The following is an 18,248-nucleotide window of genomic DNA, read 5'->3' as shown; positions in this document are numbered from 1 at the left end:
GGGCGTGGGGAATTCAGGAAAACAGAATGGCGAATGGGGTGCTACGGCTGATGGGGGGAGGAGGGCCAGGTGATGGCGGCTTCGGTGGGCAGGTGATGGCGCCGCCAGGCCTCGGCGCCGGTGAGGGCAGCCGTGCCGAGCAGCATCAGCGCGAAGCCCTGGCGCAGGAGGCGGTCGCTGAGCTGGGGAGCTAGCCGCTGGCCCACCACGGCCCCAACGGCGCCGCCCACCAACAGGGGAGCCATCAGCGGCAGGCTGGCGGTGGGCCAGTGGCCCAGGGCCGCCAACGCCACCAGGGCATTCACGGCGATCAGCAGCAGGCTGGTGCCGCTGGCCAGGGCCATCGGCAGGCCCGCCAGCAACACCAGGGCCGGCACGATGGCAAAGCCACCGCCCACGCCGGCGATGCCGGTGAGCAGCCCCACCAGCACCCCTTGAATGGCCAGGGCCACTGGCTGGGTGCGCCGGATGCCATCGGCGTTGGCCACAAGGGTGCGGCGGCTGAGCAGCCAGGCGGCCACCAGGGCGGCGAGGGCGAAAATGGCCAGCTGCACTGGCTCGGGAATGAGGCCCGCTTTCACCCAGCTGCCGCCGACCCAGCTGCCCGCCAGGGCCGGCAGGCCGAGGATCAGGGCTGGACGGGGGGCGAACTGGCCGCGGCGCAAGTAAGGCCCCAGGTTGGCCAGGGCCAGCAGCATCACCACCAGCAGCGAGAGGGGAACGGCCTCCCGGGTGGGCAGGGCCGCGCCGCTCACCAGCAAGGGCAGCAGCAGGATCGAGCCACCGGCACCGAGCACCGAGAGCAGAAAGCCAATCAGAACACCACCGCTTGCCAACAGGGCGAGGCTGGAGGGATCCATTACAGGTCCACTTTGTTCCAGGGCATCACCGCCAGCAGGCGCGCCATGCCGCAGAAGCCACTCACGCCGGCAAACACCAGTCCCGCCCCGACAAACCAGCTGAGCAGGATCCAGGCGGGGGCCACGGTGTTGCTGAGGATCAGGCCCAGCAGCACGAGCGAGCCGGCGGCGATCTGCACCTGACGCATCAATGGCAGGGGGGCATTCTTGAGTGCGCGCACCGGCAGGCCTGCCTGCTGCCAACTGGGCAGGCCGCCCGCCAGGTCGTTGACGGGGTGGGAATAGCCCTGCTGCAGGAGGTTTTGCACACCTTTGCTGCTGCGCTGGCCGCTCTGGCACACCAGCACCAGCGGGCCCTGGGGCAGGTTGGCCAGGTGCAGGCGTGCGAGGGGCACGTTGAGGCTGCCGGCGATGTGGCCGCTGGCGTATTCCATCGGCTCACGCACATCGATCACGGCAACGCGCTGGGAGTGGTGCTGTTCGGCCAGATCGTGGGCGCTGATGCTGGGGCTCATGGTTTGCAAGGCGGAGGAGGGAACGGAGCAGAGGGAGACGATTCAGTTGCTGGCCAGGCGTTCGATCGGATAGCCGTCGGCCTCCCAGCGGCTGATGCCACCGCGGAGGTTGGCCACCTGCTGGCGGCCGGCCTTGAGCAGCTGCTGGGTGGCGAGGGCTGAGCGGCTGCCGGAATGGCACACCAGCACCACGGGGCGATCCGCGGGCAGCTCGTGGTTGCGGTTGTCCAGGTCGGGCAGCGGCAACAGCACGCTGCCGGGAATGCGGCCATCGGGGCCGTTGAACTCCTCGCTTGAGCGCACGTCCACCACGGTCACGCCGCCGCTGTGATCGGCCAGCCAGTCTGGGCTGAGTTCCGGCAGACCGGCATAGCTGCGCTGCAGGGGTGCCCAGGTTTCGGGAGCGGCTTGGTCGCGCGGCTTGCCGGATCGCATGTTGCCGGGCAGGGCTTCGGCGATCTTGTGGGGGTGGGGCAGTTTCATGTTCTCCATGTGGCCCACGAAATCCCGCTCGGTGGCGGTGCCGCCGAGGCGGGCGTTGAACGCCTTTTCTTCCACGACGGAGGTGACGCTGCGGCCGGTGTAGTCGTGGGCGGGATAGAGCAGGCAGGCCTCCGGCAGCGACAGGATCTGCTCGGTGATGGAGCGCCACAGGGTGTGGGCGTTGCCCTGCTGGAAGTCGCAGCGGCCGCAGCCGCGCACCAGCAGGGCATCGCCGCTGAAGGCCATGGCGTGGTTGTCCAGCACGAAGCTGAGGCAGCCATCGGTGTGGCCGGGGGTGCTGCGCACCTCCAGGTGCCGTCCGCCGAAGCGGATGCGATCGCCATGGGCCAGCGGCAGCGTGACGTTTTCGGCACGGACGGCCGCGGCCAGGCCGATGGCGCAGCCTGTGGCCTGGTGCATCAGCCAGCTGCCGGTGACGTGGTCGGCATGGGCGTGGGTGTCGATCGACGCCACCAGGGTGATGCCCAGTTCACGGATCAGGGAGAGGTCGCGGTGCTGTTGCTCGAACACCGAATCGATCAGCACCGCCTCGCCGCTGGGCACGTCGACCAGCAGGTAGGTGAAGGTGCCGGTGTCGGCATCAAAGAGCTGGCGGAACAGCAGCGCGCTGCCCCCGGCGGCGGCGGCCAGGGAGATGGGCGCAGAGGCGACAGCCATTGGGATCCACGGCAATAGAATGACTATAGCCGCATAAAGGCGTTAAAGTAATTCTCGGTTTCGCGGATTGATGTCTGGCTTCTCCCTGCGCTCTGCTTGGGTTCGGCCCTGGAGGTCGAAGCGATCGGCCTCCATCACCTTCACCCAGGCGGCCACGAAGTCGCACACCAGGCGGCCGGCGCCATCGCTCTGGGCATACACCTCAGCGATGGTACGCAGTTGCGAGTTGGAGCCGAACACCAGATCCACCCGGGTGCCGCTCCAGCGCAGCGCCCCGCTCTGGCGGTCGCGCCCCTCAAACAGCTCACCGCTGTCGTCGGTGGGCGTCCAGGTGGTGGCCATGTCGAGCAGGTTTACGAAGAAGTCGTTGCTCAGCACCCCCGGCCGCTCGGTGAACACGCCATGGCGCACGCCACCGCTGTTGGCACCCAGCACCCGCAGGCCGCCCACCAGCACGGTCATCTCCGGGGCGCTCAGGCCCAGCAGTTGGGCCCGGTCCAGCAGCAGGTGCTCGGCGGTCACGCTCATCGGAGCCTTCTGCCAGTTGCGGAAGCCATCGGCCTGGGGCTCCATCACCGCAAACGAGGCCGCATCCGTTTGCTCCTGGCTGGCATCCATCCGGCCCGGCGTGAACGGCACCTCCACCGGCATGCCCGCGGCGGCGGCCGCCTGCTCCACGCCCACGCCACCCGCCAGCACGATCAGATCTGCCACCGACACGCGCACCCCACCTGAGCGGGAGGCGTTGAACGCCTGCTGGATGCCCTCGAGCACGGCCAGCACCCGTTGCAGCTGCTCGGGCTGGTTCACGGCCCAGCTGTTCTGCGGGGCCAGGCGCACCCGGGCGCCGTTGGCGCCGCCGCGCTTGTCGGAGCCGCGGAAGCTGGAGGCCGAAGCCCAGGCGGTGCTCACCAACTCAGCGGTGCTTAGCCCCGACGCCCGCACGCGCACCTTGAGATCGGCGATGGCGGCTTCATCCACCAAGGGGTGATCCACCGCCGGGATCGGGTCTTGCCAGATCAGGTCTTCCTCGGGCACCTCGGGGCCGAGGTAGAGGCACTTGGGCCCCATGTCGCGGTGGGTGAGCTTGAACCAGGCCCGGGCGAAGGCATCGGCGAAGGCCTCGGGGTGCTGGTGGAAGTGGCGCGAGATCGGCGCGTAGATCGGATCGAAGCGCAGCGACAGATCCGCCGTGGTCATCATCGGCGGGTGCTTGAGTCCGGGGATGTGGGCGTCGGGGATCAGGTGCTCCTCGCGGCAGTCTTTGGCCTGCCACTGCCAGGCGCCGGCCGGGCTCTTGATCAGCTCCCACTCGTAGCCGAACAGCATGTCGAAGTAGCCCATGTCCCAGCGGTTGGGGTTGGGTTTCCAGGCGCCCTCGATCCCGCTGGTGGTGGCGTCGGCCCCCACACCGCTGCCGTGGCGGCTGCGCCAGCCCAGGCCCATCTCCTCCAGCGGTGCCCCCTCGGGAGCAGGGCCCAGCAGCTCGGCGCTGCCGGCGCCGTGGGCCTTGCCGAAGGTGTGGCCGCCGGCGGTGAGGGCCACGGTCTCCGCGTCATTCATCGCCATGCGGAGGAAGGTCTCGCGCACGTCGCGGCCTGAGGCCACCGGGTCGGGCACGCCATTGGGGCCCTCGGGGTTCACGTAGATCAGGCCCATCTGCACCGCCGCAAGCGGGTTCTCCAGCTGGCGATCGCCGCTGTAGCGCGCATCGCCGAGCCAGGTGGTCTCGTTGCCCCAGTAGATGTCTTCTTCGGGTTGCCAGATGTCGGCGCGGCCGCCGCCAAAGCCGAAGGTCTGGAAACCCATCGATTCCAGGGCGACGTTGCCGGCCAGGATCATCAGGTCGGCCCAGGAGATCTGGTTGCCGTAGGTCTGCTTGATCGGCCAGAGCAGCCGGCGGGCCTTGTCGAGGTTGCCGTTGTCGGGCCAGCTGTTGATCGGCGCGAAGCGCTGGTTGCCGGTGCCGCCGCCGCCGCGGCCATCGGCGGTGCGGTAGGTACCGGCGCTGTGCCAGGCCATGCGGATGAACAGGCCGCCGTAGTGGCCCCAGTCGGCGGGCCACCAGTCCTGGGAGTCGGTCATCAGCGCGATCAGGTCGCGCTTGAGGCCGGCGTAGTCGAGCTGTTGGAAGGCTGCGGTGTAGTCGAACGCCTCCCCAAGCGGATTGGCGGCCGGGCTGTGCTGGTGCAGGATCCCGAGGTTGAGCTGCTGGGGCCACCAGTCGCGCGGCGTGGGGCCGCGGCCCGCCACCGCTGCTCCGCCGTGGTTGAAAGGGCACTTGCCGAGTTCGGTCATGGTGCTTGCCTGCCTCATCCCGCTGCTCGAAACGTAGGGAGCGCGCTCAGGGGCGTCTGACGAGGGTCACAGTCCTTAGCGGCTCTGCTCAGGCCCCATTGGCTCCGCTGAGGCCGCCCTTGACGTGGGCCAGGGCATTGCCTTCGAGAAACTGCTGGTCGAGCAGGAGCAGGGCAGCGCTGTTGTCGCCAGCCAGCCGCAACCGCTTGCACACAAAGCGAGCCTCCGCTTCCTCTTTGAGCTGCTCGGCCACAAACCAATCGAGCATGGCGGTGGCGCTGCGCTCGCCCAGCTTTTCGGCGAGCGAGTAGAGACAATTGATCGAGGCCGTCACCCCCTTCTCCATGTCGTACACCTGATCGAACAGCTGCTGCACCGAGGGCCAGCTGCGTTCGGGAGCGTCGATGGTGGGCAGTTCCACCTGCTCGTCGCTGTCCACCAGGTAGGCGATCATCCGGGCGGCATGGCCGCGCTCCTCATTGCTCTTTTCGAGCATGTAGGCCGAAAACCCAGCCAGGTCCTTCTCCCGCAGCCAGATCGACATGGCCAGGTAGCTGTGGCTGGCCTGAAATTCCGCCGCAAGGTGGTGGTTGATGGCGCTGGTCAGTTCTTTCATGGGCAACAGCTGCTCGCGTGGCTGGTGGGGTGTGGCCAGGGGCTGGTCACGGTGTAGCACCAGCGCTTGCCCCTGGCGGGTGGGAACGGGCTTTTGTGCCATTGGTTGCGCGAGGTGGTGGCGAGAGCAGCAGGGCGCTCGGGCTGGTGGAGTCAGCATCGAGGCTGCCTTTCGTTCGGGCTCCCATGCTTCGTTTTCGCGGCGATCGTTCAACCCTGCTGGCGGCGTTGCTGGCCCACTGGAGTGAGCAGCAGCTCGCCATCCCAGCGGCTGCGCTTCAGGGCGCCACGCGCTCGATGATCCATTCAGCTGCACCCTCGCCCTCTCCGGCGTCTGCGTTAGCCCGGCGCTAGCGGAAGCGATCGTGCAGGCGATGTTCCCGGCCCTGCCAAAATTCCGTCTCCTGTGGCTGCACGCGAAATCCTCCCCAGCCAACCGGGAGGGGCACCTCCGTGCCAGCAAAGCGGCGCGTCAGCTCCTCCCACTGCTGCTCCAGGATCGCCCGGGAGCGAATCGCCGAACTCTGCTGCGACACCGAGGCCCCCAGACGGCTGCAGTAGTTGGTGAAAAACACAAAGCCCCGCTGATCGAAGGCCTTCAGCACCAAGGTGCGGCTGCTGGGGCAGAGGCCATCGGTTGTGCCCAGCACCATGGCGTTGGGCTCGACCAGCTCCACCGGGTCGCTGCAGAGATCGCTGCGCCGCGGTGTTCGATTCCCAGCAGCGCCAGCAGGCAGGGGATCACGGCTGGTATGAGGCCGATCAGGGCTTGGTTGGGCTGGGTTGGACTGGGATCGGCTCGAGCTCAGGGCCAACGATGTCGATGGCGCTGCGCTGCACCACCAGTTTGTAGCGATTGGGTTGTTGCCTGTTGATGAAGTTCTGCACTGCCGCCACCTGGGCCGGGGTCGGCAGGTTGGGTTGGCTCACCCGCACGGATGCCCGGATCAGCGGTGGCGTTTTTTCCAGTCGATGCTGACGCCCACCAACTGGGAATCGCGGCCGATGGTGAGGGTCTCGGTCTGCAGGCTTTTGGCGATGGCCCGTTCAATCCGCTGCTGCTCGAGCTGCAGCTGGGATTGGCGCATTAGTTGCACAAAACTGCTGCTCAACGGGAGCACCAGCAGAGCCGTGAACAGCAAACTCACCCAGCCCATCCGACTGCGCCACAGACTCGTCGCAGCTGGGGTTGACCGATGGCCAGCATCATCAAGGCGCCGTTGAGGATGCCCAGCAGGTTGGTGGCGAAGAGCAGTCCAGCACCCCGTGCGCCTTCCCATTCGCCGGCTGAAACCAGCAGTCCCAGCACGCACACCGGTGGCACCAGGGCCACGGCGATGGCGGTGCCCACCAGCGAGGACACGGCTCGGCTGCGCACCTTGGCGTAGATCGCTGCAGCACCGGCCACCAGGGCAATGCCCAGATCGAGCAGGTTGGGGGAGGTGCGGGTCGTCACCTCGTCGCCCAACAGCGGCATGCCCACCCCAAAGCCCACCATGGCGGAGAGCAGGGCCGTGAGTCCGATGCCGATGCTGAGGGTCAGGAGAGCTTTGCCCGCCAAGGCCAGCCGCCCTTGCAACATCCAAAACGCCATGGCCCGCAGGGGCAGGATCCAGGGAGCAATCACCATCGCCCCGATCACCACGGCGGCACTGTTGGCCAGCAGGCCCAGGCTGGAGATCAGCGCCGCCGCGAGGGTCAGCACCAGGAAGTCGCCATCCAGCGGGGCATCAGCCTCGAATTCCCTGCTCAGCTCGTCGAGGGTGAGGCTGTCGACCATGGCGAGATGGTGGCGAGATTGGGGTGCACGACCGACTGGACCGTAGGCAGGGTTGGCCTCGGGCACCAGGTCGAGCCGCATGCCAACAAAAAAGCCCGCGGCGGACCGCGGGCAGGAGGATGAGCACTTGCGTGGGCTCAGAACGCAATGAGGGTCGTCAATGGAGCGACATTCACTTGGCCGTGGCAGCGAAGTCTGGATAGGCCTCCATGCCGTGCTCGCCGATGTCGAGACCTTCGATCTCTTCCTTGTCGGGAACACGAATGCCACCGAACAGGGCGCCGATGATGGACCAGACGATCCAGGACGTCACCACCGCGAAGATCCCGTAGGCCAGCACACCCACGATCTGGTAGCCCAGCTGGGTGAAGCCGTGGCCGTAGAACAGGCCTGCATCCATGTTGAAGATGCCTACTGCCAGGGTGCCCCAGATGCCGCAGGTGCCGTGCACAGAGAAGGCACCAACCGGATCGTCGATCTTGAGGGAATCGAGCAGGGCTACCGAGAACACCACCAGACCGCCACCGATGAAGCCAGCTATCCAGGAGCCGGCCATCGAGAAGCCGTCACAACCGGCCGTCACGCTCACCAAACCAGCCAGGATGCCGTTGATGGTCATGGTGAGGTCGGGCTTGCCGCCACGGATCTGGGAGATCACGGTGCCGGAGATGGCGCCACCAGCGGCACCGAGGGTGGTGGTGACAGCCACGTAGGGCACGGTTTCATCCATGGCCAGCACGGAGCCGGGGTTGAAGCCATACCAGCCGATCCAAAGGATCAGACAACCCAGAGTGGCAATGGCCATGTTGTGGCCAGGAAGTGCCTGGGTTTTGCCGTCAATGAACTTGCCGATGCGGGGGCCGAGCAACATGGCGCCCACAACTCCTGCCCAGGCACCGAAGGAGTGCACGATCGAGGAGCCAGCGAAGTCGATGAAGCCGAGCTCGCTCAACCAGCCACCGTTCCACTGCCAGGAGCCGGAGATGGGGTAGAGGAAGCCCACCAGCACCAGAGAGAAGATCACGAACTCGCCAAACTTGATGCGCTCGGCCACCAAGCCGGAAACGATGGTGGCGGCTGTGGCGGCGAAGGCCACCTGGAAGAAGAAATCAACCGTGGGAACGAGGGAGGCCTCGGTCACCATCTCAGCGGTAACGCTGGGGTCGAAGAACAGCCCTTTGAAGTAGAGCCATCCATCCACCAGCGAATCGCCATACATCAGGGAATAGCCGATCAGCCAGTAGGCCGAGGCGGCCAAGGCAAACACGATCAGGTTCTTCAGCAGGATGTTGACGGCGTTCTTCTGACGACACATGCCCGCCTCCACCATGGCGAAGCCGGCGTTCATGAAGATCACCAGGACCGCACAGATGAAAATAAACATGTTGTTGGCCAGGAAGGCCGGTGTGAGCTCAGGCAGCTCGGCGGCATGGGCCGAGAGATTGAACACACCCAGGCCAAACAGGGCCAGGGGCACACAGGCAAGCCAAACCAGGGAGCTGCCGGAGGCCAAACCGCGCAAGCTGCGCAGGAGCATCATCGGAGCTTCATACAGACTCGCCTCTTGCAGGCGCTTGCGCCTTGGAGGAATGGAAGAATTGGTCATGGGCAGATCAGAGGGACGGCTGCTCAGGTTGGGGATCGTCGAAATCCCTTCGCAATAAAGGATGCGCGCTCCCAGGGGGATGAGGTGTTTGTTTTGATACCAAATCGAGCTCCCGCTCCCAGCAGCGCCCCGCCAAGGCATTGCTCTCAGTGATTTGATCCCCCGGCTGCTGCTGCCGTGAGTGGCGCCACCGGGGGATTTGTTTTGGAGTGTTTCGCCACCGAGCCAGGGCCACCGCTCAGCTGCGGTTGCTACAGAACTGCGGTCGGGTCGTGGCTAGACAGGAGAAGATCAGCATTGGTATCGCGTGAAACAGATTCAAGCCATCATCCGCCCCGAAAAGCTTGACGCCGTCAAGGATGCGCTGGTGAGTCTCGGCATCAATGGCATGACCGTCACCTCCGTTCAGGGTTTCGGCAAGCAGATGGGGCACACCGAGGTCTATCGCGGCGTGAAGGTGGAGGCCAGATTGCTGCCCAAGGTCATGATCACCACGGTTGTCACCGACGCAGCCATGGCTGGGATGATTGAGGCGATCAAATCGACCGCCCAAACCGGCGAAGTGGGCGATGGCAAGATCATTGTCATGCCGGTTGAGGCCTCGATCCGCATCCGCACGGGCGAAACCGGCGACGTCACCCTGGATTGATTGAGCCTGGCCAGGCTGCCATCAAAAAACCAGCCAACCGGGCTCAAGTGAGCTCGGCTGGCTGGCTTCGATTAGCTGGCTGGAGCCAATCAGCCGACTGCAGCAGCAGCGCGGTCGAAGTAGGTGCCAACTTCGCTCATGAGGGCGGAGCAGTCGCCGGGGGTGATGCCTTTGCGATCGTTGGCGATCGAGATAGCGGCGTCCTTCATCTTGCGCACGCCTTCTGCCACGGAAGCACCGGGCACGCCGAGGGCGAGGTAGGTCTCACGCAGGCCGTTCAGGCAGCGGTCTTCCAGCACGGAAGCGTCGCCGGTGAAGATGGCGTAGGTGACGTAGCGAAGGATGATCTCCATGTCCCGCAGGCAAGCAGCCATGCGGCGATGGGTGTAGGCGTTGCCACCGGGTGCGATCAGGGCGGGCTGCTGATCGAAGAGATCGCGCGCCGCGTTGGTGACGATGGCGGAAGCGTTGGAGGTGATGCGGTTCACCGTGTCCATGCGCTTGTTGCTCTCGGCAACCATGGCGGCAAGGGCGTCGATCTGACCGGCATTGATGAATTCGCCACGGGCATCAGCCTGGGCAACAACCTTGGTGAAGGCGTCGAACATCGAATTGCATCGTCGAGAAGTCGATTTGCCCTAGGGAATGCCCCTCTGGTGCCGCGAGCCACTAGAAACGAGGCTGCTGCAGGGATGGGGATGGCGCCGATGGCGAACGCAGAGCTGAGCTGGCACGAGCTCGAACGTCTGGCGGCGCCCCCAGCCGATCCCGTCAACGGTCCCACCAGCGCCCAGGCCGGCCTGCGTCTGTTTGGCCAGCCGGAGCAGGCGGTGCGGGTCACCTTGTTCCGCGACCACCACGCCTGGTGCCCCTACTGCCAGAAGGTGTGGCTGTGGCTGGAGGAAAAGCGGATTCCCTACCGGATCCGCAAGGTCACCATGTTTTGCTACGGCGAGAAGGAGGCCTGGTTTCGACAGCTGGTGCCTTCCGGCATGTTGCCTGCTCTGGCGATCGATGGCCGACTGATCACCGAGAGCGACCGCATTCTTGAGGCCTTCGAAGCAGCCTTCGGCAGCCTGGGCCCGGGCATGGCCGACCCCGCAGTGCTGCCCCTGCGTCAGCTCGAACGCGTGTTGTTTCGCGCCTGGTGCCAGTGGCTGTGCAGTCCTGGCCTCCGTCCGCAGCAGGAGGCCTCGGCCCAGGCGGCCTTTCAGCGCATTGCTGCTGGATTTGAGCAGGCGCTCGACCAACACTCCGGCCCGTTTTTGCTGGGTGAGCTGAGCACAGCTGATCTGGTGTTCGTGCCCTACGTGGAGCGGATGGCGGCCAGCCTGGCCTACTACAAGGGCTTTCTGCTGCGGCAGGAGCATCCGGCCATTGATCGCTGGTTTGCAGCGCTGGAGCAGCGCTCCACCTACCTCGGCACCCAAAGCGATTTCCACACTCACGCCCACGACCTGCCGCCCCAGATGGGCGGCTGCTACGCCAGTGGCACGCCAGCTCAGCGCGATCTGGCCGCCCGCATTGACCAGGGCCCCTGGCCGATCGATGCACACGATCCTGAAACCAGCCATGGCGAACCTGCCGATGCGGCGGTGGTGGCCCTCGCTCGGGTGCTCAAACATCGGCAAGCGATCCTGGCGCGCAGCCCCCTGCTGGGAGCGGCCGGATTCGACCAGCCCCTGCGCACCGCCCTTACGGCCCTGATCCGGGGCGATACGCAAAGCTGTGGCGAGAGCCTGGTGCCGCCGGCGGGGAGTGCGGCCGCCCTGCGCTACTTGCGCGATCGCATCAGCGTGCCGCGGGATATGCCCCTGCATGCGGCCCGGCGCCTCCGTCAGGCCCTGGAGGCCACCGCCGGCCTCGATCCCGAGGACGGCACCGCCCAGGGCCCGCCCATTCCGGTGGCCCATCGCCGCGACCAGGACCCCCAGCCATTTCTGCAGGCCGCCTCTAGCGTTTTCCCAGCCGCCTAAAGCCCTGGTGCCTGTGCCCCGTCTTCGACGTGTCGCCGTTGCGCTCGGCTGGGCCCTGGCCAGCTGCGTTGCCGGGGCTCCGCTCCTGGGGCCGGGCGTGATCCCCGCCGCGCGGGCTCTGGAACTCCAGGGTGCCACCTACTTCACCAAGGCCCCCTGGAAGGTGGACCTGGTGAGCTACTACACCACCATCTGGCAGACCCGTGCGGAGTACTACTTCACGATCACGCTTGATCCGGAGGCGGGGGCAGCCCTCGGCGGCCTAACGATTCAGCAGACCCGCGGCGTCGACACCCGCTTTCCGTTCTTTGTGGATCGCACCTCCGCGTTCCTGGGCCGGCCGCGTCAGCAGGGCCCCCGCGTGCCGGTGCAGGCCCAGTTCGACAGCGCTGCGCGCCGCTTCACCCTCAGCTTCCCTGAGCCCGTTCCGCCCGGGGCCACGCTCACGGTGGTGCTCAAACCCTGGAACAACCCAGCCTTCTCGGACACCTACATGTTTCAGGTGACGGCCTACCCCGCTGGCCCCAACCCCTCGCCAGCGCCGGTGGGATTTGGCACCCTGCGGATCTACGACCCCGATTGGCGCTGAGCCCGATCCCCTGAGCCATGACCCACCGGAGCTGGCCCGTGCTGTTGCCGCTGCTTCTGGCCGCGGTGGCTGGCCAGTCATCGCTGCGGGCTCAGAGCGCGGAGCCTCAGGCGCTGCTGCTGCCGATGCCCCAGGAGCTGCCGCGCCACGCTTCAGTGCCGGATGTGCGGCTCCCTGGATCGGTCGGCTCGGTGGCCCTGGGTGCATTGCGGGCATCAGATCCGGATCCCGCGCCGCCGCCCCTGGCCTATCCCTTGGCCCAGCCGGCCGAAAGCCTGGACCCCTGGGGCTGGCGCTACTCGGAACGCCGCTCGGCGTGGCGGTTGCATACCGGCATTGATCTGGCGGCCCGGCAGGGCACGGCAGTGCTCGCCTCCCGGGCCGGACGGGTGCTGCTGGTGGAGTCGATCAGTGGCTACGGCACCACTGTGCTGCTCGACCATGGCGAGGGTTGGCAGACGCTGTATGCCCACCTGCATGAAGCCACGGTGCTCAGCGGCGCCTGGCTTGAGCAGGGGCATCCCCTGGGCACGGTGGGCATGACCGGCTCGGCCACGGGCCCCCACCTGCACTTCGAACTGCGCCGTCAGGGCGCGGAGTTGCTGGCCCTGGATCCCACGCCGCACCTGCCGCTCCTGCTGCCACCTCCAGCCCCGCCGCCGGCGCTTGCCACAATCAACCCTTGATTGCGCCCCAAGCCCCATGCAAGCCCAGTGGAACGGTCGGGTGATTGCCCGCAGCGACGACATCGTCAGCGTGGATGGCAACGCCTATTTCCCTGCCGACGCCCTCGACCCCAGCTGCATCCGCCCCTCCTCCCACACCTCGGTGTGTGGCTGGAAGGGCACGGCCCACTACTACGACCTGGTGGTGGATGGCCAGGTGAACGCCAATGCCGTTTGGTTTTATCCCGAGCCCAAGGAGGCCGCCGCCAACATCCGCGGCCGGGTGGCCTTCTGGAAGGGCGTGCAGGTGAACTGATCCATTCCGCTGGTCGGTTTTGCAGCAGATCAGCTGGGCACCAGGGAGGAGTGGTGGTGCAGGATCCGCCACTCCCCCTCTCGCCTCCCGTAGACGAAGGTGTAGCGGGCGTCGACCTGGGCCTCGGGGTCGTGCAGGGCGAAGCGGTAGGTGCCCTCATCCACGGCCAGGTTGCAGCCCAGCTCGATCTGACGGTGAGTCACCGTGCCGCTGGGATGGCGAGCCAGAAAGGTGGCGAAATAGGCGGTGATGGCTTCGGGCGTGTCGCGAAGCTGCGCCGACAGGGTGGGCAGTAGCAGGGCGTGGCGGTCGTAGAGCTGGGCGACCTGGGCCGGATCACCGCTGGCAAGGGCGTCGTTCCACAGGTCAAACCAGCCTTCCACCTGCCGCTCGTTGAGCGGGCTGCAGGCCTGAATGGGCGCCAGCTGGAGCGCCTGGGCTGCCGGAGCCTCCAGCGTCAGGGCGAGCACTGGCAGCATCAGCACCAGCACCAGCACCAGCAGGACCGACCGGAGCTGGCGCGCCAGTGAGCTCAGCAGCCTGGAAAGCGCAAGGTGCGCCAGTTGCCACTGGCCGTGCTCACCTCCACGCCGATCTCGCAGGGCTCCTGGTTGCCACCGCAGTGCTCCTGCCACCAGCCCATCGCCTCGCTCCAGGCCGCATCGAGCGATTCGTAGAGATCGTCCAGCACCGGATGGGGCGCCCCCTGGCGGTCGACGAGACGGTAGTGCCGCACGTGGCTGGCGAAGGGGGGTCGCACGGTCTGGGTTTGCGGTGATGCCATGTCTGTCTGCACTAATCCTTGCTTGCATCATGGTCTGTGTGACAGATCGGAACTGTCACCTTCACAACATCTTTCGGTGTCGGGCGCCATGCGCGGCGGGCCCCTCAGCGCACGAACAGCATTTCCCGGTAGCTGGGCAGCGGCCAGAGGTCGTCGTCGACCAGGCCTTCGAGGCCATCCACCGCCGAACGCAGGGCGCCGATCAGGGGCATCAGGGTGTCGGCGCAGTGGCGCATGTGGGCTTCGGTGTGGTCAGCCCCCTCGCCGTGACTGCCGCCGCTGAGCGCCTCTTCGAGCGCATCGCAGCCGTTGTTGAGCTGCTCGAGCAGCTCGCCCAGCTGGTTGCGAAGCTTGAGATTGGGATGCAGACCCATCGCCTGCTGCTCCTGCAGCGCCTGGCCCAGCTCGCCGAGGTAGCGCACAGCCGCTGGATATATCTGGGTGCGAGCGATCTGCAGGGCCAGCTTGGCCTCCACTTCGATGGCGAGCACATACTGCTCGCTGTACACCTCGAAGCGGCTCTCCAGTTCCACCGGGCTCAGCACCCCCTGGCGCTCGAACAGCTCCCGCACCTCCTGCCGTTGCAGCACGGGCAAGGCATCGGCGCAGGTGCGCAGGTTTTCCAGGCCACGCTCTTCAACAGCCAAGCGATGCCATTCGCTGGAGTAGCCATCGCCGCCAAACACCACGGCGCCGTGCTCGCGCATCACCTGCTGGAGCACGTTGAAGGCCGCTTCGCCTAGGGCGGTGCCGCTGTCGAGCTGGCTCTGCAGCCGATCGGCAATCCAGCCGATCGAATCGGCCAGCACCGTGTTCATCGTCACTAGGGGCCCGGCTACCGATTGGTTGGAGCCAACGGCGCGGAATTCAAAGCGGTTGCCTGTGAAAGCAAAGGGTGAGGTGCGGTTGCGATCGCCGGGGTCTTTGGTGAATTCCGGCAGGGTGTCCACCCCCAGGGTCATCACGCCGCCCTTGGCGGAACTCTGCAGGTTGCCCTCGCGGATCTGGTTGAACACATCCTCGAGCTGGCTGCCCAGGTACATCGAGATGATCGCCGGCGGTGCTTCGTTGGCACCAAGACGGTGGTCGTTGCCGGCGGTGGCGATCACGGCCCGCAGCAGCGGCCCGTAGCTGTGGACGCCGCGGATCACGGCGGCGCAGAACAGCAGGAACTGCAGGTTGTCGTGGGGCGTTTGGCCCGGGTCGAGCAGGTTGCCCTGGGTGGCGTTGCCGATCGACCAGTTGACGTGCTTACCCGAGCCGTTGATTCCCGCGAAGGGCTTTTCGTGCAGCAGGCAGGCGAAGCCGTGCTTTTTGGCCGTGGACTTGAGCACGGTCATGGTGAGCTGCTGGTGGTCGGTGGCGACGTTGGCGGCCTCGTGGAAAGGCGCGATTTCAAACTGTCCGGGTGCCACTTCGTTGTGGCGGGTCTTGGCGGGAACGCCGAGCCGGTAGAGCTGGCGCTCCACGTCTTGCATGAACACCTGCACCCGCTCGGGGATGGCGCCGAAGTAGTGGTCGTCAAACTGCTGCCCTTTGGCGGGAGGAGCGCCAAAGAGGGTGCGTCCGGCGAGGAGTAGGTCGGGGCGGAGGGAGATGAAGGCGCTGTCAACGAGGAAGTACTCCTGCTCGGCGCCGCAGCTTGAGTTGACGGGGGCCACATCGGTTTCACCGAGGAGGCGGAGCAGGCGCTGGGCCTGCCGATTCATGGCGGCGTTGGAGCGGAGAAGAGGGGTTTTCTTGTCGAGGGCCTCACCGGTCCAGGAGACGAAGACCGTGGGGATGCAGAGGGTGACCCCGTTGGGGGTCTGCATCAGGTAAGCGGGGCTGGTGATGTCCCAGGCGGTGTAACCGCGGGCCTCGAAGGTGGAGCGGATGCCGCCGTTGGGGAAGGAGGAGCCGTCGGGCTCGCCCTGCACCAGCAGCTTGCCCGTGAATTCGGTGATCACCCGCCCATCGCTCTTGGGCGAGATGAAACCGTCGTGCTTCTCGGCGGTCGAGTTGGTGAGCGGATAGAAAACGTGGGCGTAGTAGAGGGCGCCACGGCCGGTGGCCCAGGTCTTCATGGCGTCGGCCACGGCATTGGCCAGCGACAGGTCGAGCTTGCCGCCCTCGCGGATCGTGCGCTGGATCGATTTGAAGATGCGTCCGGGCAACGCCTCCTTCATCGTCTCGAGGGTGAACACATCGCTCGCCCACAGCTCCCCGAATGGGGCGGCTGGTGCCGTCGCCGCCGGACGCCGCCGCTGAATCTGCTGCAGGGCGGCGAAGCGCTGGGGGCTGGGCATGGGAGGCGCCGTTCGGATGGGCTTCATCACACTGCCGCGCCCCGGCCCTTCCGTGTAGCTGTTGCTACCAAAATTTCGATCACCCCGTTGCGGTGCTCGGCCTCAGATCAGGTAGCGCCGGATGCTGGGTCGGCACCAATACACCAGTGCGGCCGTGGTCGCGGCCCAGAGCAGGGCGGAGAGCAGCGCCGTCAGCGGCCGTCCCTCACTCAGCAGCACCAGGCGCACGATGCCGTAGGGCAAGCCCACAGCCAAGGCCATGGCCAGCGCCACGATCGCCAGAATCTGTCCCCAGGCGCGCCACTTGAGCAGGGCGATCGAGGCCACCAGCCCCACCACGGCGGTGGGCAGCACGGCGCTGGCACCCACCACAATGTTGGTCACCCGCCAGGTGGGATCCAGCAAAATCACCGCCAGGCCCAGGGGAATGGCCAGGGCGTTGGCCACCAGGCCCAGCCAGGCCAGGGTCACGTAGCCGCGTGGGGGCTGCTGCAACATCGCAAACTCGGGGCAAGCGACCCACCATGGTCGGTCATCGGAGGACGGCAGGATGGTCGCTTCAGGAATGCATCAGCCCCTGCTCTCCAGTCCGTTCCCGTCGCTCTGGCGCGGCCCCCTCTCCACCCTCCAGGTGAACCTGGGCTACCGCTGCAACCAGGCCTGCAGCCACTGCCATGTGAATGCGGGGCCGACCCGCACCGAAATGATGGATCCGGCCACGGTCGCCCTGATCCCGCCGGTGCTGGCCGCCCGGTGGCTGGCCTGCCTCGATCTCACCGGTGGGGCCCCCGAGCTCCATCCCCAGTTTCGGGAGTTGGTGGTGGCGGCCCGGCGGCTGGGGGTGGAGGTGATCGATCGCTGCAACCTCACGATCCTGTCGGAACCTGGCCAGCACGACCTGGCCCCCTTCCTGGCGAATCAGGGCGTCACGGTGGTGGCCTCTTTGCCCTGCTATTCCGCCGACAACGTTGATCGCCAGCGGGGCTCCGGTGTGTTTACCCGCAGCATCGCGGCGCTGCAGCAGCTCAACGGGCTTGGCTACGGCCAGCCCGGCAGTGGCCTGCAGCTGCACCTCGTTTACAACCCTCAGGGGCCGACGCTGCCGCCTCCCCAGGCCCAGTTGGAAGCGGAGTACAAACGCGTGCTCGCCGCCGACTTCGGGCTGGTGTTCAACAGCCTCTATGCCCTGGCCAACATGCCGATTCAGCGGTTTGCCAGCTGGCTCCAGGCCCAGGGAAAGCTGGAGTCCTACCGAGCCCTGCTGCAGGCCCAGCATCGTCCCGACCATCTCGCCCAGGTCATGTGCCGCTCCCTGATCAGCGTTGATTGGCAGGGTTGGCTGTTCGATTGCGATTTCAACCAGCAGCTCGGTTTGCCTGCGGCGGAGTTAGGGCAGCCCCGGCGGCATCTGCGGGAGCTGCTCGAGCGCGATCCCGAGGGCGATCCGATTGCGGTGGCCGACCATTGTTTTGGTTGCACCGCCGGTGGGGGCTCCAGCTGCGGCGGAGCCCTGCAGGGCCCTTAGGGCGTCGCCCTCAGCTTCTGTCAGACGGCATTTTTTGCGTTCCGCTGCAAATGCTGCGCGCCGTTCTGCAAATGTCCGGCCAGGGATGTCGCTGCGTCAATCGCTCCCTATGGTTGATTCCAATCCGGCTTGCTGGTTCGCGAAGTTCTGCCCGGTTATGCAGATATTTCATTCAGATCGTTCATGCAGGCTGCGGGTGCTGCTGTTGTGCTCCGGCACGGCGTTCGGCGGATTCGGTTGATCAGACGATCCATCCCCTTTGCGCTCCTGACGTTCCTGGGGGTGGCTTTCGCCGCTCCGGGGTATGCCCTGCAGCGCCCGGTTGATCCGGTGGCGGTCTGTGTCGTGTCCCCCCGGGTGGAAGCGGTGGAGGAAGGGGATGCCGCGGGTGTGGTGCCCACGCCGAGTCCCCAGCTGGTGGTGATTGAACCGCTGCTGGAGTTGCGCATTGAGCGCCGAGGCCGGCTCGTGTGGCGGCGACTGGCGGCGGCGGGCAGGGCCGCCTAAAAGTAATTTCATGTCGTGCTCATGACCACGCCTCCCAGTGCGAGCATTCCCCTGATGTCGTGGCTCAGTTCCTGCTGGCCCGCGTGAACTGAGCGGTAGCCGCCGTAGCGCAGC

22 protein-coding genes and 1 pseudogene are annotated in these 18,248 nt (G+C 66.4%); 8 read left to right on the top strand and 15 right to left on the bottom strand.

Features of this window, described 5'->3' with window-relative positions; translation table 11 throughout:
- Window positions 1-41 precede the first annotated feature (41 nt).
- The 5 genes from KBY65_RS11295 to KBY65_RS11275 form a co-directional block, all read right to left on the bottom strand.
- Window positions 42-860 (bottom strand): sulfite exporter TauE/SafE family protein, encoded by an 819-nt coding sequence (locus KBY65_RS11295; RefSeq protein WP_094559947.1) that lies wholly within the window; start codon window positions 858-860, stop codon window positions 42-44.
- Complete coding sequence (locus KBY65_RS11290) at window positions 860-1,375, bottom strand: rhodanese-like domain-containing protein (RefSeq protein ID WP_255001627.1); 516 nt, start codon at window positions 1,373-1,375, stop codon at window positions 860-862. Before KBY65_RS11290 ends, KBY65_RS11295 begins: the two co-directional genes overlap by 1 nt.
- Window positions 1,376-1,417: 42 nt before the next feature.
- The gene (locus tag KBY65_RS11285; protein ID WP_255001626.1) at window positions 1,418-2,536 is read right to left on the bottom strand and encodes a rhodanese-like domain-containing protein; all 1,119 of its coding nucleotides are present in this window, start codon (window positions 2,534-2,536) and stop codon (window positions 1,418-1,420) included.
- Between the two features lie 42 nt (window positions 2,537-2,578).
- The gene (katG, locus tag KBY65_RS11280) at window positions 2,579-4,834 is read right to left on the bottom strand and encodes a catalase/peroxidase HPI (RefSeq protein ID WP_255001625.1); all 2,256 of its coding nucleotides are present in this window, start codon (window positions 4,832-4,834) and stop codon (window positions 2,579-2,581) included.
- An 88-nt stretch (window positions 4,835-4,922) separates the two neighbouring features.
- Window positions 4,923-5,450 (bottom strand): ferritin, encoded by a 528-nt coding sequence (locus tag KBY65_RS11275; protein WP_255001653.1) that lies wholly within the window; start codon window positions 5,448-5,450, stop codon window positions 4,923-4,925.
- Window positions 5,451-5,635: 185 nt separating this feature from the next.
- Here KBY65_RS11275 and KBY65_RS11270 point away from each other — a divergent pair, with 185 nt between their 5' ends.
- The gene (locus tag KBY65_RS11270) at window positions 5,636-5,803 is read left to right on the top strand and encodes a hypothetical protein (RefSeq protein WP_255001624.1); all 168 of its coding nucleotides are present in this window, start codon (window positions 5,636-5,638) and stop codon (window positions 5,801-5,803) included.
- On the opposite strand, the pseudogene KBY65_RS11265 reads toward KBY65_RS11270, so the two are convergent.
- The 5 genes and pseudogenes from KBY65_RS11265 to KBY65_RS11245 all read right to left on the bottom strand — a co-directional run.
- Window positions 5,803-6,186 (bottom strand): annotated as a pseudogene (locus KBY65_RS11265) (pyridoxine 5'-phosphate oxidase C-terminal domain-containing protein); the annotation flags it as partial. The gene KBY65_RS11270 and the pseudogene KBY65_RS11265 overlap by 1 nt on opposite strands.
- Before the next feature lie 25 nt (window positions 6,187-6,211).
- The gene (locus KBY65_RS11260; protein ID WP_233128533.1) at window positions 6,212-6,379 is read right to left on the bottom strand and encodes a hypothetical protein; all 168 of its coding nucleotides are present in this window, start codon (window positions 6,377-6,379) and stop codon (window positions 6,212-6,214) included.
- A 17-nt stretch (window positions 6,380-6,396) separates the two neighbouring features.
- Entirely contained in the window at window positions 6,397-6,597 is a 201-nt protein-coding gene (locus KBY65_RS11255) for a hypothetical protein (protein ID WP_233128532.1), read from the bottom strand.
- The gene (locus KBY65_RS11250; protein ID WP_233128531.1) at window positions 6,594-7,310 is read right to left on the bottom strand and encodes a DUF389 domain-containing protein; all 717 of its coding nucleotides are present in this window, start codon (window positions 7,308-7,310) and stop codon (window positions 6,594-6,596) included. The genes KBY65_RS11255 and KBY65_RS11250 overlap by 4 nt, the downstream gene beginning before the upstream one ends.
- A 91-nt stretch (window positions 7,311-7,401) precedes the next feature.
- Entirely contained in the window at window positions 7,402-8,835 is a 1,434-nt protein-coding gene (locus KBY65_RS11245; protein ID WP_094559943.1) for an ammonium transporter, read from the bottom strand.
- A 307-nt stretch (window positions 8,836-9,142) separates the two neighbouring features.
- Between KBY65_RS11245 and KBY65_RS11240 the strand changes: the two genes are divergently transcribed.
- Window positions 9,143-9,484, top strand: a complete 342-nt coding sequence (locus KBY65_RS11240) for a P-II family nitrogen regulator (RefSeq protein WP_094559942.1) — start codon at window positions 9,143-9,145, stop codon at window positions 9,482-9,484.
- Window positions 9,485-9,573: 89 nt separating this feature from the next.
- On the opposite strand, the gene KBY65_RS11235 is transcribed toward KBY65_RS11240, so the two are convergent.
- A complete protein-coding gene (locus KBY65_RS11235; RefSeq protein WP_255001622.1) occupies window positions 9,574-10,092 on the bottom strand; it encodes a phycocyanin subunit beta in 519 nt (172 codons plus the stop codon).
- Window positions 10,093-10,182: 90 nt separating this feature from the next.
- Between KBY65_RS11235 and KBY65_RS11230 the strand changes: the two genes are divergently transcribed.
- The 4 genes from KBY65_RS11230 to KBY65_RS11215 are packed head-to-tail and all read left to right on the top strand — an operon-like array spanning window position 10,183 to window position 13,030.
- A complete protein-coding gene (locus KBY65_RS11230) occupies window positions 10,183-11,460 on the top strand; it encodes a glutathione S-transferase family protein (RefSeq protein ID WP_409996642.1) in 1,278 nt (425 codons plus the stop codon).
- Window positions 11,461-11,467: 7 nt separating this feature from the next.
- Window positions 11,468-12,049 (top strand): DUF2808 domain-containing protein, encoded by a 582-nt coding sequence (locus KBY65_RS11225; RefSeq protein WP_233128530.1) that lies wholly within the window; start codon window positions 11,468-11,470, stop codon window positions 12,047-12,049.
- 17 nt (window positions 12,050-12,066) lie between these two features.
- Window positions 12,067-12,735, top strand: coding sequence for a M23 family metallopeptidase (locus tag KBY65_RS11220; RefSeq protein WP_094559940.1), 669 nt, complete (start codon window positions 12,067-12,069; stop codon window positions 12,733-12,735).
- 16 nt (window positions 12,736-12,751) lie between these two features.
- Entirely contained in the window at window positions 12,752-13,030 is a 279-nt protein-coding gene (locus tag KBY65_RS11215) for a DUF427 domain-containing protein (protein WP_254988887.1), read from the top strand.
- A 29-nt stretch (window positions 13,031-13,059) separates the two neighbouring features.
- Here KBY65_RS11215 and KBY65_RS11210 read toward each other — a convergent pair whose 3' ends face one another.
- From KBY65_RS11210 to KBY65_RS11195, 4 genes are all read right to left on the bottom strand, one after another.
- On the bottom strand, window positions 13,060-13,527 hold the full coding sequence (locus KBY65_RS11210; protein WP_255001619.1) for an SgcJ/EcaC family oxidoreductase: 468 nt from the start codon (window positions 13,525-13,527) through the stop codon (window positions 13,060-13,062).
- Window positions 13,528-13,562: 35 nt separating this feature from the next.
- The gene (locus KBY65_RS11205) at window positions 13,563-13,814 is read right to left on the bottom strand and encodes a hypothetical protein (protein ID WP_094559937.1); all 252 of its coding nucleotides are present in this window, start codon (window positions 13,812-13,814) and stop codon (window positions 13,563-13,565) included.
- 104 nt (window positions 13,815-13,918) lie between these two features.
- Window positions 13,919-16,102 carry a glutamine synthetase III gene (locus KBY65_RS11200; protein ID WP_255001618.1) on the bottom strand — a complete coding sequence of 728 codons (2,184 nt, stop codon included), beginning with the start codon at window positions 16,100-16,102 and terminating at the stop codon, window positions 13,919-13,921.
- Between the two features lie 102 nt (window positions 16,103-16,204).
- The gene (locus KBY65_RS11195; protein ID WP_198953849.1) at window positions 16,205-16,600 is read right to left on the bottom strand and encodes a Hepatitis C virus core protein; all 396 of its coding nucleotides are present in this window, start codon (window positions 16,598-16,600) and stop codon (window positions 16,205-16,207) included.
- Window positions 16,601-16,667: 67 nt separating this feature from the next.
- Here KBY65_RS11195 and arsS point away from each other — a divergent pair, with 67 nt between their 5' ends.
- Window positions 16,668-17,627 (top strand): arsenosugar biosynthesis radical SAM (seleno)protein ArsS, encoded by a 960-nt coding sequence (arsS, locus tag KBY65_RS11190; RefSeq protein ID WP_094559935.1) that lies wholly within the window; start codon window positions 16,668-16,670, stop codon window positions 17,625-17,627.
- A 282-nt stretch (window positions 17,628-17,909) separates the two neighbouring features.
- Window positions 17,910-18,134, top strand: a complete 225-nt coding sequence (locus tag KBY65_RS11185) for a hypothetical protein (RefSeq protein ID WP_255001617.1) — start codon at window positions 17,910-17,912, stop codon at window positions 18,132-18,134.
- The last annotated feature ends 114 nt before the right edge of the window (window positions 18,135-18,248 follow it).

The sequence above is a fragment of the Cyanobium sp. Alchichica 3B3-8F6 genome (assembly GCF_024346435.1).
Classification (GTDB): domain Bacteria; phylum Cyanobacteriota; class Cyanobacteriia; order PCC-6307; family Cyanobiaceae; genus Cyanobium_A.
Note: the sequence above shows the minus strand (reverse complement) of the source record. Positions and strands in the feature narration are given on the sequence as shown.

Bases quoted from the DNA above. Each gene is read 5' to 3' on its own strand.
- KBY65_RS11220 (WP_094559940.1), top strand. From the start codon at position 12,067: ATGACCCACCGGAGCTGGCCCGTGCTGTTGCCGCTGCTTCTGGCCGCG.
- KBY65_RS11195 (WP_198953849.1), bottom strand. From the start codon at position 16,600: ATGTTGCAGCAGCCCCCACGCGGCTACGTGACCCTGGCCTGGCTGGGC.
- KBY65_RS11235 (WP_255001622.1), bottom strand. From the start codon at position 10,092: ATGTTCGACGCCTTCACCAAGGTTGTTGCCCAGGCTGATGCCCGTGGC.
- KBY65_RS11250 (WP_233128531.1), bottom strand. From the start codon at position 7,310: ATGCGGCTCGACCTGGTGCCCGAGGCCAACCCTGCCTACGGTCCAGTC.
- KBY65_RS11275 (WP_255001653.1), bottom strand. From the start codon at position 5,450: ATGAAAGAACTGACCAGCGCCATCAACCACCACCTTGCGGCGGAATTT.
- KBY65_RS11200 (WP_255001618.1), bottom strand. From the start codon at position 16,102: ATGCCCAGCCCCCAGCGCTTCGCCGCCCTGCAGCAGATTCAGCGGCGG.
- KBY65_RS11285 (WP_255001626.1), bottom strand. From the start codon at position 2,536: ATGGCTGTCGCCTCTGCGCCCATCTCCCTGGCCGCCGCCGCCGGGGGC.
- KBY65_RS11215 (WP_254988887.1), top strand. From the start codon at position 12,752: ATGCAAGCCCAGTGGAACGGTCGGGTGATTGCCCGCAGCGACGACATC.
- arsS (WP_094559935.1), top strand. From the start codon at position 16,668: ATGCATCAGCCCCTGCTCTCCAGTCCGTTCCCGTCGCTCTGGCGCGGC.
- KBY65_RS11230 (WP_409996642.1), top strand. From the start codon at position 10,183: ATGGCGCCGATGGCGAACGCAGAGCTGAGCTGGCACGAGCTCGAACGT.
- KBY65_RS11205 (WP_094559937.1), bottom strand. From the start codon at position 13,814: ATGGCATCACCGCAAACCCAGACCGTGCGACCCCCCTTCGCCAGCCAC.
- KBY65_RS11270 (WP_255001624.1), top strand. From the start codon at position 5,636: ATGCTTCGTTTTCGCGGCGATCGTTCAACCCTGCTGGCGGCGTTGCTG.
- KBY65_RS11295 (WP_094559947.1), bottom strand. From the start codon at position 860: ATGGATCCCTCCAGCCTCGCCCTGTTGGCAAGCGGTGGTGTTCTGATT.
- KBY65_RS11245 (WP_094559943.1), bottom strand. From the start codon at position 8,835: ATGACCAATTCTTCCATTCCTCCAAGGCGCAAGCGCCTGCAAGAGGCG.
- katG (WP_255001625.1), bottom strand. From the start codon at position 4,834: ATGACCGAACTCGGCAAGTGCCCTTTCAACCACGGCGGAGCAGCGGTG.
- KBY65_RS11290 (WP_255001627.1), bottom strand. From the start codon at position 1,375: ATGAGCCCCAGCATCAGCGCCCACGATCTGGCCGAACAGCACCACTCC.